Origin of the sequence: Colwellia sp. D2M02 (assembly GCF_018860755.1) — a bacterium.
Taxonomy (GTDB): domain Bacteria; phylum Pseudomonadota; class Gammaproteobacteria; order Enterobacterales; family Alteromonadaceae; genus Colwellia; species Colwellia asteriadis.
The window spans coordinates 109285-121795 of the sequence record NZ_JAHKPW010000060.1; the positions used below are offsets into that span (position 1 = coordinate 109285).

A 12511-nucleotide genomic window follows, 5' to 3' on the forward strand; every position below is an offset into this window, starting at 1 on the left:
TTAACGAAGAAGTTAGGAAAAGTAACTGCTAGATAAACATTTGTTAAGCCGTGCTCAGGTTATTTAAAAACGTTGCTACGGTGAACATAATAAAGCCATTACTGTTAACTGTTTTTAGCCAACAATGCATCTATTTTCGCTTCTAATTTTAGAATATCTTCTTTAGTCGCTTGCACTTTTTCAGGCTTACTTTCTTCTTCATGCATCACTTGCATCGCATCAACAATAATACCAATGAATAAATTCAGTACGGCAAAACTGGTGATGATAATAAAGGGCACAAAGAAAATCCAAGACTGAGGATAAAGCTCCATAGTTGGGCGCACTATTCCCATCGACCAACTTTCTAATGTCATTACTTGAAAAAGTGTATACGCCGAGGCACCAATACTTCCAAACCACTCTTGCATATTCGCATCAGGATTAGTGCCAAATAACTTAGTAGCCAATACGGCCGAAACGTAAAAAATAACGCTGAGTACACCAACCACCGACGCCATGCCCGGTAATGAATGTCCTAAAGCTCCAATAACTCGGCGCATTTGTGGTACCACTGAAAACAACCTTAAGACTCTGAGTATTCTAAAGGCTCTCAGTACGGATAGTGGCCCACTCGTTGGTGCCCAAGAAATAGCGACGATAAGAAAATCAAACCAATTCCAACCCGAACGAAAAAAAGAAACTCGATAAACAATAAGCTTTAACAATAACTCGATGGTAAAAATATAGAGGATAACGGTATCAATAATATTGAGCGTTTGTGAGTGTGCTTTACCAAAGTCACTGGTTTCTATACCTAGGGTTATCGCATTAAATAAAATAACCGCAATTAAAAAATTTTGAAAAGGCTTACTTTCTACAAAACGATGTAGTCGGCTGTTTGGCTTAACTGTTAATAACATTTGATTTACCAAGAAAAATTCAACTATGGCATAAGTTGGGGTAATAAATGTAAGTTCAAGTTATTAAAAAGCAAATATTGTTAGAGAAATAAGCTTTAATGCAACAGCTCCAGTAATTTAACTGAGCAACCAAAGGTAAATAAAATGTTTAAAAAATAACAATAAAAAGTAACACTACTAAACAAATAAACACTTACACGAGACAAAATCAATAGATAACGTTCAATCAAGAAGATGTATATCATATAAAAATAACGCAATTACTTTTATCATTTAATAAAGAGTATAAAAGTCACCAACAAAAATAAAATCGCCAAATATCAAAACCTTAAACAAATAAAGCATAAGATTGATTAATTATTTAAAGAATAATTATAAAACTAATGCTATTTGACAGCGTTGTCAATCGCATGCTAACTTGAAAAAAGCATTAAAAACGTACAATTACTGTTACAAAAACAGGCAGTTTATTGATATTTATTTATGCTGTATTAAAACAAAAATAAAATTAAATGAGGACAGTTATAATGAATATCATCTCGATGGCTTTTAAGCCTAGTAAAACCTTTATTGCTATATCACTTGCCACCAGTAGTATTATTTCAGCAAACGCTTTCGCAGCCAGCTGTGATGGTATTAACACCTACCCAAACTTCCCTCAAGTAGACTGGCAAGGCAACCCTGATCACGCTAACGCGGGTGATTTAATGCAACATGAAGGTAAGGCATACACCGCTAACTGGTGGACTAAGTCAATTCCAGGTAGTGACGGCAGTTGGGCGTTAAAACATGAGTGCGGCACCACAACAGAGCCAGTTGACCCTGTCGACCCTGTTGATCCAGTAGATCCCGCTCCTGGTGGTCTTTGTAAAGATTATAGTAATTGGACCATCGGCACTGTAGCCAAGGGTGGTGATGTATTCGTTAATGATGAGTTTATCGCTTATAGCGCAAAATGGGAAACCTCTACCAGGCCCGGTAGCGATGATACATGGGTATGGGAAATCAATTGTGATGGCACTCCTCAAGGTACTGCGCCATTATTATCATTACCAAATGCTAAGGATCCTGTCAGTTTAAAGGTTGCTGGTTGGCCAAGTGACTTTGTTATTGCTAGCCCTTCTTCAGCAGCTCCTGATACATTCACCGTAAATGTGATTAACAGTGCTGACTTAACTGATATAACCAAGCTCACCAACGACTTTGTAGCATTGATTCAAGTAGCGGCTCAAGCTGGGTCCTCTTCGATTATTTTACACAGTGATGTTCTTGACAATATTACCTTAGATAAAGGCTTATCTTTAGGCTCTATAAGTGTTAAACAAGCTTTAAATGACGCATTAGCCACAACAAATAAAAGTAACAGTATCAGCATTGCCGACATTGATGCCTTAACCGATAACGCCATGGGTTGGGCACAAGCTCAAAACCTGATTATGACAGCTCTAGCACCTAGCGCCACCTTTGGCTGGTCATTAAGTATCGGTGATTTTGCTTTTGATACCCATTCGGGTAAACGCTCTGTATGGAATGCTGCATCAAAAGCAACAGCAGACTTATTAGATAAACTATCGCTTTATAAAGGCGAATCTAAAGCTGACTTTATCGCCTTTACTAAGTCTACAACTTCAGCAAGTTTAACCAATGATCAGTGGCATAATGCATTAGAGTATGTAAAACAAGTCACTGACTTTGTTCAAGCCCCAGCAATGCTGTCATCGGTGCCCACCGCACAAGCCAGTACTTACTTTATGGGAAATACTTTAGGTGAAAGTAATATTCGTAAAGCCGCGCACAGTAACCTTTTTGCTATTTTATTTGATACAGATAGCACCGACTTAACAAACAAAATAACCCGTTACCAAACCAGCCCTGTACCACTATACTATGTCGGCACCCCTGCAAATGTAGCAGCACTAACCAATATAGCTTCGCTAAATAGTGACTTAACCAATGCTGAAACAGTAATGGATAATGAAGTTTTTCTTTATGAAACACCTAACTCAGCTTGGGTTCCATCAACTATTTATAAGTGGGCTGACTTTTTAACTGGTTTAAACTCTATGCATAACGTGGGTGTTGCAGGAGAAAAATTTTGGCTAGTTGACAGCAGTGCCAATGATGCCACAAATGCTATATACGCTAAAGTCGCGATTGCAGCATTTTTATCACAAAGTATGCAAGAAACCATACGCTTTGATGCTTGTGACGAAAACAATTGGTCAGAGGTAAAATATGGCGCTGCGATAGATTACCCTATGACCGCAAGTTGTGGCCAGCTAGGCCAAAAATATACTGATTATGGTACCCACCCTGTTTCGGGTAACGATCATCCGTACTCATGTCCTCGTGATGAAAGAATGGAACAAACGGCAAATACTCATGCTAAGTGGTATGGCGCACCAGCACCTATCTTTGTGGCACCAGATGCCGTACTTGCCGAGCAGGGCTTGTTAGTTAATGGCAAAGTAGGCCGTTGGACCAACGCCGGTCATTGTAATACGGTACCAACCGCTATCGATACGTCTAAGCAAGTTTACGAGCGAGAAGAATGTAAGCAGTATGTTGGACAAAAAGCGGGTAGCTTTATTTGGGATGGCAGTGACGAAAGTGTGCAAGGGTGCGGTTGGTGGGGCCGTGGTGTAATTCAAACCACAGGTCGTCAAAACTTCGGTACTTTAAATCACTTTGTTGGCCGCTCACATGTTGACCCTGATACCATAGGTACAACAATTGATGGTACAACCGTTGCTCCAGCACCTGAAAGTCCGCTATATGCCGACTTAGACTTATGTTCAAACCCAGGACTGGTATGTAGCTCAGAGGAGCACAAAGAAATTAAATGGATTGCCGGTTTATTCTTTTGGGTTAACTCAGTACAAGCTTACAACAATGAAGGTGGACCGTACGCCACTTGGAACTATCACGCTGAGCTGAAAAAGTATGTTGATGGTGGCTTACAAGGTACAGCATTTGTTGATGCAGTATCTGGCATAGTAAATCGTGGCTGCCCTGATGATCATTGCCCTGTGAGTGGTGAAGTACATGCGATTGAAGAACGACGCGCTAACTTTAAACTTGTACTACAAAAACTAGGATTAAACCCACAATAAAGCCATTGCGCTAAACAGCACTAAGTACAATATCTAAAAAGATAAATGTCAGTTAGTATTTTGCTAACTGGCATTTTTATTAAAAATAAAGCGTTATCTCAGCGACTTATACGTATAACAATATGATAAATATTTAAAATCAGTGTAAGTCATCACCTCTTTTATCCAGAGCAACTCAGAGGTATCAACAATAAGTAATTCCCTTCGGTGACAAGCCTTAAACTGTCGCCATTTAGCGACAAAATAAGGGTTAACAAAAAATACATAAATCAATGATTTAAAATATATTAAATAAGTAATAAGATAAAGCGAGTGTTTATATGGTGTTTTTTTATACTGACTGTTGCTATATAACAACAGCTTTACCACCTTCTTTTTAATAAACACTTTAAAAACAAACAATTAATAAACTGGCGTATTTTATGCACTTTATAAGTTCTCTTCTTGTGGTATTTAACTTATCAAGCCCTAGGTATATATCACTATGGTAATACCTTAATAATATTAATAATTTAAAGGTAACGAACATGTCTAAAACTATTTCTGATGCTGATTTAAATGCAGTATCACGTTGCATTAAAATAGATAACTGGATCTTTGAGGTAAAAACGGTACGGGCTATACGCGCTGACGAGTATGGTAAGCCTTACTCTGCTATAGCAACCATTAATGTTAACGGTGATAGAGCTTATGTAGATGGCTTAATGACTAATACAACCATAGACCTTGAGCGAGATGATTTTGCCGCATTTACCGCGTTCTTACAGCAGATTGATGTTAAAAAGGTTGAGTTTGATCGTTATAAAAACCAAGAAAGAGTCTCAAAATCAGTTACTGTGCCAGAGCCCAAAAAATCTCCATTACATTTAGTTAGCGTGGGTTAGTGGTATAAATGATGTTTAGCTATTGGCTTTACCGTAATAACAAGGAAGTTATCACCACGCCAGTAACCCTTAATTTTAAGCTGAAGGCAGTTTAACTAACTTAAATTACAGCTTAAGTAAAAAACTTGCTTAACTCCGCTATCACTTCATTTGCTTTGATAGGCTTGGTTAAATGCTTATTCATACCTACTGCTAAACTTCGCTCTTTATCATCAGTCATAGCATTTGCAGTCATTGCTATAATAGGTGTTTTTTCATGATGTGCTAACAGTCTAATTTTTTGTGTTGCTTCATAACCATCCATCACAGGCATTTGTATATCCATCACAATAACATCATAAGCGTGCTCTTCTGCCATTTGCACTGCTTGCAAACCATTTTCTGCACTGAACACTTTCATTCCCGCTTGCTTTAATATTTGCTCCGCAATCAACCGATTAATTCGGTTATCTTCCACTAGTAATACTCTTTTCCCTATTAAAGCACTCACTATATAACTTTTATTTTTAGTCGTATTGTTATGTTGGCTCGACTCTGACATAACGTCTGTGCTCGGTTTACTTTTATCAATAGGGAGTTTTACCTTAAATTCAAAACAACTGCCTTCACCTAATTTGCTTTGTAAGGTTATTGCTCCTCCCATTAAACAGGCAAGCTGTTGAGAGATTGCAAGCCCTAGCCCAGTCCCCCCAAACTTTCTCGAAGTGGAGTCATCAGCCTGCATAAATGATGTAAATAAACGTTGTTGTTGCTGCTCACTAATACCAATACCGGTATCACTAACTTTTATAGAAACTAACTCACTGTTTTCAATGTTATTAACAATAATACGAATACCACCGACCTCGGTAAACTTGATAGCATTATTAACTAAATTAGTTAGTACTTGCGAGCACCTCACTGAATCACCAATCACATTTGTTTCTATATCATTAGCAATACTCACGGTTAACGATAGTTTTTTCTTTTGAATTTGAGGTTCAAATACCTTAACGACATTAGTTAACATTTCTTTAAAATCAAAAGGCTGCTGCTCTATAGCAAGCTTGCCCGCTTCTATTTTAGAAATGTCCAAAATATCATTGAGTATATGCATCAAATTATTTGAAGAGAGTTGTAGCTGAGTTAAATACTCTTGCTGCTGGGCATTTAAAGAGGTTCGTGTAATGAGCTCGATTAAACCAATAACTCCATTCATTGGCGTTCTGATTTCATGACTCATATTAGCTAGAAATAAACTTTTACTTTGGTTGGCGTGCTCGGCGACTTGTGTCGCTTTTACTAATTGACTATTCAAGTTAGCCAGCTCACTCGTACGTGCTTCGACTCGCTCTTCAAGTAAACTATTCATAGCGTGAAGTTGATATTCTTGTTTTTTTCTATCCGTAATATCTACATGCGTACCTACAAGCCGAATAGGTTTCTGCGTTTTTACATCGTAAATAATACTCGCTCGTGATAACACATTCACTAATGTGCCATTTTTATGCTTCATTCTAAATTCAATACGGTAATAATGACCTTGCCCATTTAATTGTTTATTCGAGCTATCTAATGTTTCCTCAAGATCTTCCTCAAAAATAAGATCCTGCCAAGTTGAAACATTATTCGCTAACTCGCTTTCTTGATAGCCAAGCATGTCTTTCCAGCGCGGTGAAAAATAGACCTCATCGGTGAGTAAATTCCAGTCCCATAAACCATCATTCGCCCCTTTCATCGCAACAGAAAAGCGCTCTTCACTAATGCGTAGTGCTTTTTCATTATCACAAATGGTGACTATCATCCTGTTTAGCTCTTGAAATAAATCATTAAACTCCTTGGTATGTGTTGTATAAGCAATTGGGGCTAGTTGTTTATTTTTAGCAAGGCTAATTTTGCTAGCAAAATCATATAGTGGTTGAGTGAGCTTTTTAGATAAAAAGTATACTGCAAGCAAAGCAACAGCAATTGAGATCATTAATATGAATAGCAGTACATTAATTAGGTTACTTGTAGGGGCACTTAAGACCTTATCATCCACGGTAAGCTGCAAGGTATAGCCTGAATTATCAATAGGTTGAAATAGGTGATGATATGTTGATGAAGTTAATTCATTAACAATATAAGCTTTCTTGCCAGTTAAAATAGTATTTAATAAATTAGTTGGGCTTTGTGGAAACTCATCTTTTATATTACTTGATACGGTTTGTTTTTCTCCTGACGCATTCAAAATAAAATCATTATTACCATCCCGTTTGAAATGAATAACTTTATCTGGCTGCCAGTGATACCAATAGGTACCATCACTACTGATCAACGCAACTTTAGCTAAACCACCAAATTCATTACTAAATTCATCTTGTATTTTATTAATACGCTGTTGAATATTTTCCCATGGCAAAGAGCCACCAATTAATCCAACTACCTGCTTATTATTAATAATAGATGCGGCGATAACAATCTGCTTAACCTCGGTAGTATAAGAAATCATCGGGTTTGAAATATAAACTTTTTGCTCTGCAGTGGCATTATTAGCAATAGTTTCTAACCAATAATCTCGTTGAGCAATACTCCTAGGGGTTCCGTCTTTTTGACTATCGTCATCTGTACGTAACATATCAACAAAGCGGTTCCCTCCGGAAGTGTTATGAAAGCTGCCATCAGTGCGACCAACAATAAACTTTTCATAATAAGCACTTTTTTTATCGAGTGTATTCATTAAAAAAGGACGTACTTTTTGAAAGTCCATTGACTGAATAAGCGGTAAACTTGCTAATAAATCAATTTCAGTTTCGCGAGCAGAAAAGTAACTTGCCAACTCAGCTGATGATTGCGCTAAGCGATGGCTTACTGATTTGATAACCAAATCATTAGTCGTCATAGAGCTATGCCAAATAGCATATAAAAAGGCAACAGCAAGTGGCAATAATCCACTAAAAATAAGAGCGCTTAAAACTTGATTACGTAACTTCATAGAAAAAGAGCACAGGACAAGGTATTTTTAGTGTAGCTTATCTATAGCTTTTTGGGTGGGAACTTTAAATAAAAATGATATTTCTCAGAGAGTAAGGAGTAATTTAAACCCTTTATAGTCAATATGCTTACTCAACAAAATAATCAGCAACTTAACCGTACTAAAGTACGCTAGGTACAATTAAGTTGCTGAGAAGTGTAATAGCTGCTCATAGGTAAATATTACCTGAATAAAACGCTACCCTAAGTTATTAAGAAAACCACCAATTTTTTCTTTGGCTTTATCTTTAGCTTGCTCTTTTAAAATATCCGTTTGTTCTTTTTTAGCTTGTTTAAAAATAGAAGATAATGCTTGTTTTGCTAACTCACCGCCCAGTTGACTTGCCGGCATACCTGCATCACCGCCAATATTATTTAAGGTAATGTCGGCTAACGTAGCTTGATGTACTTTATTACCTAATTTAGTTAAGTCTACCGTTAAGGCAACACCCGCTAACACAAATTGGTCAACACGAACAATAGGATCAGCTTGACTTGCACTCTGTGAAGGCGCTTCAGCGTTAGGTTGCCCTGCACTTGCGGTATTTTTTTTAATTTCATTTAAAATATCTTGCATGTTAGCGCCAGCATTTTCGGTAAACTCAACCACCGCTTCTGGGCTATGAATAATAATGCGATCAATAACAATTAAATCCGTTGATAGGCTTTTAAGATTAATATCTAAGGTAACTTCATTTAATGAAAACGCAGATGGCGCTGTATATTTTGCTGGGTTAGCGAGTACTAGCCCCTTTATAGTGCCCGCCCCTTCTAATAACTTTAAATCAACACTCGCCACACGAACTGACTGCCCGGTAACTTGGGTACCAATTTTTTCAATTTGTTGTTTTACTAATGCATTAATCGCATCACCTGTTAAAAACAAAAATGCACCGCCAGCAATAAGCAATAAAACAGCAGTAAAGAGTATAAATTTTTTCATGGTTAACGTTCCTTAATATTTTAGAGTTCCGTAGTTTCACGTACAGTCGCTTAGAGAAAGTAGCTTTGAGCCAAAATGTCTAATAAAATTATACCGTAATAACGTTTCAACGTACTAAAAAACGTGAACCAAATCTAGCTAATTCACCATAAACTTAAACGCGTTTCATAGAAGTTTGGCTTAACGCGATTTTGGCAGCGCTAACGATAACAAGGTGGCCACTAAAAGCATGGCACTAGAAATCCACAAACAGGCTTGTAAACCATGATACTGATAAACCCACCCCGAAAGCACTGTGCCTGTTAATCTTCCCATGGCATTAGCCATATAATAAAAGCCAACATCAAGTGAAACGCCTTTATGACGAGCATAACTAACAATTAAATAGCTATGCAGCGATGAGTTTATCGCAAATACAGCACCAAAAATAAGTAAACCAATAATCAATGAGCTTTGAATATAAAAGTTAAAATACAGTGCTAGCGCAATAAGCCCAGGAATAAGCGTTAAGTAACTAGCCCATAAAAAAGCAGCTCGCCCTGTTGGTACTTTTCCTTGTTTTTTCCCCGTAAAATAAGGCGCAAATGACTGCACGACACCATAAGCAATAACCCAAGATGCCATAAAAGTACCAACCCACCAATGATCCCAACCAAAATGAGTGGCTAAAAAAACGGGCAATGCCACTACAAACCATACATCTCTGGCACCAAAGAGAAATAGTCGTGCGGCAGAAAGCACATTAATCGCTTTGCTTTTTGAAAATAGCTGTGTAAATTTTATCGCTGCATTTTCAGGTTTGCTTGTTGAACATTCAGGCGAAGTTTCTTTTGAATTAAGATCATCTTTTAGAAAAACTAAACTCAATACCCATACAATAAACAGCAGCGTCATCATAATGATAATTGCGCCACGAAATTCAAATAGGCTAAGTAAAACGCCTCCTAAAAAAAATCCAACGCCTTTAAGGGCATTTTTTGAGCCGGTTAATAATGCCACCCATTGGTACAGTTTTCCTTGAGCACTATCAGGGACTAATAACTTAATAGAGCTTTTAGCGCTCATTTTATTAAGATCTTTTGCAATACCCGATAATGCCTGAGCGGCCATAACATAAGTAACAGTAAGCATATCGGCAGATACGGTGAGCATTGCTAACGCTACGACTTGCAAGCCCAAACCAATATTCATGGTTTTATTCAGCCCTAGCTTTGCACCTAACCAGCCGCCAACTAAATTAGTGATAACGCCAAAAATTTCATAAAATAAAAACAGCATCGCAATATTAAACGCGCTGTAACCTAATTGATGAAAATACAACACCACCAACATGCGTAATGCACCATCGGTTAAGGTAAAAGCCCAATAATTACCTGTGATAATTAAATATTGCTTTACCTGATCTGGTAGTGCCTTTACTGACAACAGACCCATGTTATGTTTACCTTATTTATATTTATTGACGTTTACCAATCTCAACAGCACGTTTTTTAGCTTTGATCTGCTAAGCCAACCATACGAGCTAACTCCGCAGTACGGTTTGCATAGCCCCACTCATTGTCGTACCAAACATATAATTTAACTTGGGTATCGTTTACTACCATAGTGGAGAGCGCATCAATAATGCTTGAGCGTGGATCGGTTTTATAATCAATAGACACTAAAGGACGCTCTTCAAAGCCCATAATGCCGTTAAGTTCGCCTGCTGCTGCCGTTTTTAAAAGCTGGTTAACCTCTTCAATATTGGTATTACGCGCTACTTCAAAAACACAATCTGTTAATGATGCATTCGCTAACGGTACTCGTATCGCATGACCATTTAACTTACCACTTAGCTCTGGAAATATATGGGTAATTGCCGTAGCAGATCCTGTTGTAGTTGGAATTAAGCTCATGCCACAAGCGCGTGCACGGCGTAAATCTTTATGTGGCGCATCTAAAATAGTTTGCGTGTTAGTAATGTCATGAATCGTTGTCATTGAGCCATGTTTAATACCAATTTTTTCATGAATCACTTTAACAACTGGCGCTAAACAATTTGTGGTACATGAAGCCGCAGTAACAATAGGGTGTATAGCTTTGTCGTAAAGCTGCTCATTAACGCCCATGACAACATTTAATACGCCCTCTTCTTTTACCGGTGCTGTTACCACAACACGTTTTACGCCTTGGTTAAGATAAGCTTGTAAAAGTGCTTTAGTTTTAATTTTTCCTGACGCTTCAATAACAACATCACAGTTTGACCAGTCAGTATCATCTACCTTAGTGTTTTGCGTACAAGGAATTTCTTTACCGTTAATTACAATAACGTTATCACGATAACTTGCCTCGTGATGCCACTTGCCATGTACTGAATCAAATGTCATTAGGTGTGCTAATGTTTTCGCATCACCTGCGGGATCATTAATTTGTACTATTTCAATATCATCCCAGTCATATGCAGCGCGCATTGATAAACGTCCCATACGGCCAAAACCATTAATACCTATTTTAATTGTCATAATATTTTCCCGTTAAATGTATTTGAGATACTTCTGTTTTTACCGCTTTATTGTTAAAGAGCTTTTAATCACAAAAACTTACTTTATTTGGCCTATTACACATTACTGATAACTGCGTATTACTCGCTTGAATTAACGAGACATTATTTTCTGTGGTTTGAGCAATAACATTTTTCACCCATAAAGGTAGTGCGGGGTTAATACGATAAAAAATCCACTGCCCATGTTTTCTGCCCGTCAGTAACTGAGCTTTTTTTAATACGGCTAAGTTACGAGAAACTTTTGGTTGACTCTCTTCACTCAATGCTGCCATTAACTCACATACACATAACTCACCATGATAATTAGTTAACATTAAGGTTTTCAGGCGAATATCATCGGTGAGACATTTATAAAAACTAACGGGGTCAATGTTAACGCTGTGCTCTTCATCTGTAGTCGCTAATGCTTCTGTCACAGTATCTTTAGTAAACTGACTTTCGTTAAGGTTTGGCTTAACTTCAAGTGCTAAAAATAGTGCTAACCGTTTGTCTAAATAATGTAATGTGACAGCAAAAGCATCTAAGTCAGTCATTTTTTTCGGATCAGGAAAATCCCATGCCAGCTGTTTTTTAGCACCTGGGTGAGAACGACATTCATTGCTCGCGTTATCACATAAGGTGATCACATAATCAAACGAGACACCTGAAAAAGTATCAATACTCTTTGAGGTTAAATTGGTGGTTGGCAAGCCATACTTGGTTAAGGCTGTAAGGGTTCTTTCATCAACACCTTCGGGGTGTGTTCCTGCGCTGTATACATCAAATAATTTTTCAGCTTTAGAGCGAAGTAATACCTCTGCCATTTGCGAACGGGCAGAGTTACCTGTACACAAAAATAGTAACGTCTTTTTTGGCGAATTCAGCGTTGTCATAAAGTTACCTCACTTATTAATGCAAATGATTGTATATATGAAAAAACATATATACAATCATTTTTATAAGATGATTTTACAAAAAGTATTTATTGAGATAAATGCGCTAGCAACTCACTAAGGCTGTTGAGCTTTCGATATTTTTTGCAGCTTTTTTTTGGGTATTTATACCAGACAGAGCCTTTGTCATGTGGTTATTCTGGACAATATGTTCCAACATTGTCTAATAAGCTATATCCATGTAACGTTACCTAAAAAGGCGAT

Annotated in this window: 8 protein-coding genes; 2 read left to right on the plus strand and 6 right to left on the minus strand. The window is 37.5% G+C overall.

The annotated features are described in order from the left end of the window. Positions 1 to 104 precede the first annotated feature (104 nt). Entirely contained in the window at positions 105 to 902 is a 798-nt protein-coding gene (locus KO495_RS11000; protein WP_215980456.1) for an ion transporter, read from the minus strand. Positions 903 to 1429: 527 nt separating this feature from the next. Between KO495_RS11000 and KO495_RS11005 the strand changes: the two genes are divergently transcribed. After that, on the plus strand, positions 1430 to 4015 hold the full coding sequence (locus tag KO495_RS11005) for a cellulose-binding domain-containing protein (RefSeq protein WP_215980457.1): 2586 nt from the start codon (positions 1430 to 1432) through the stop codon (positions 4013 to 4015). A 527-nt stretch (positions 4016 to 4542) separates the two neighbouring features. Further along, positions 4543 to 4899 (plus strand): hypothetical protein, encoded by a 357-nt coding sequence (locus KO495_RS11010; protein WP_215980458.1) that lies wholly within the window; start codon positions 4543 to 4545, stop codon positions 4897 to 4899. A gap of 112 nt (positions 4900 to 5011) precedes the next feature. Here KO495_RS11010 and KO495_RS11015 read toward each other — a convergent pair whose 3' ends face one another. The 5 genes from KO495_RS11015 to KO495_RS11035 all read right to left on the minus strand — a co-directional run bounded on the left by KO495_RS11015 (position 5012) and on the right by KO495_RS11035 (position 12247). Further along, complete coding sequence (locus KO495_RS11015; RefSeq protein ID WP_215980459.1) at positions 5012 to 7852, minus strand: response regulator; 2841 nt, start codon at positions 7850 to 7852, stop codon at positions 5012 to 5014. A gap of 237 nt (positions 7853 to 8089) precedes the next feature. Then, positions 8090 to 8833 (minus strand): hypothetical protein, encoded by a 744-nt coding sequence (locus KO495_RS11020; RefSeq protein ID WP_215980460.1) that lies wholly within the window; start codon positions 8831 to 8833, stop codon positions 8090 to 8092. 180 nt (positions 8834 to 9013) lie between these two features. Beyond that, the gene (gene arsJ / locus KO495_RS11025) at positions 9014 to 10267 is read right to left on the minus strand and encodes an organoarsenical effux MFS transporter ArsJ (RefSeq protein WP_215980461.1); all 1254 of its coding nucleotides are present in this window, start codon (positions 10265 to 10267) and stop codon (positions 9014 to 9016) included. 56 nt (positions 10268 to 10323) lie between these two features. Beyond that, complete coding sequence (locus tag KO495_RS11030) at positions 10324 to 11334, minus strand: ArsJ-associated glyceraldehyde-3-phosphate dehydrogenase (protein ID WP_215980462.1); 1011 nt, start codon at positions 11332 to 11334, stop codon at positions 10324 to 10326. Positions 11335 to 11398: 64 nt separating this feature from the next. Further along, positions 11399 to 12247 (minus strand): metalloregulator ArsR/SmtB family transcription factor, encoded by an 849-nt coding sequence (locus tag KO495_RS11035; protein ID WP_215980463.1) that lies wholly within the window; start codon positions 12245 to 12247, stop codon positions 11399 to 11401. Positions 12248 to 12511: the final 264 nt, after the last annotated feature.

Bases quoted from the DNA above. Each gene is read 5' to 3' on its own strand.
- KO495_RS11005 (WP_215980457.1), top strand. From the start codon at position 1,430: ATGAATATCATCTCGATGGCTTTTAAGCCTAGTAAAACCTTTATTGCT.
- KO495_RS11015 (WP_215980459.1), bottom strand. From the start codon at position 7,852: ATGAAGTTACGTAATCAAGTTTTAAGCGCTCTTATTTTTAGTGGATTA.
- KO495_RS11010 (WP_215980458.1), top strand. From the start codon at position 4,543: ATGTCTAAAACTATTTCTGATGCTGATTTAAATGCAGTATCACGTTGC.
- KO495_RS11030 (WP_215980462.1), bottom strand. From the start codon at position 11,334: ATGACAATTAAAATAGGTATTAATGGTTTTGGCCGTATGGGACGTTTA.
- KO495_RS11000 (WP_215980456.1), bottom strand. From the start codon at position 902: ATGTTATTAACAGTTAAGCCAAACAGCCGACTACATCGTTTTGTAGAA.
- KO495_RS11035 (WP_215980463.1), bottom strand. From the start codon at position 12,247: ATGACAACGCTGAATTCGCCAAAAAAGACGTTACTATTTTTGTGTACA.
- arsJ (WP_215980461.1), bottom strand. From the start codon at position 10,267: ATGGGTCTGTTGTCAGTAAAGGCACTACCAGATCAGGTAAAGCAATAT.
- KO495_RS11020 (WP_215980460.1), bottom strand. From the start codon at position 8,833: ATGAAAAAATTTATACTCTTTACTGCTGTTTTATTGCTTATTGCTGGC.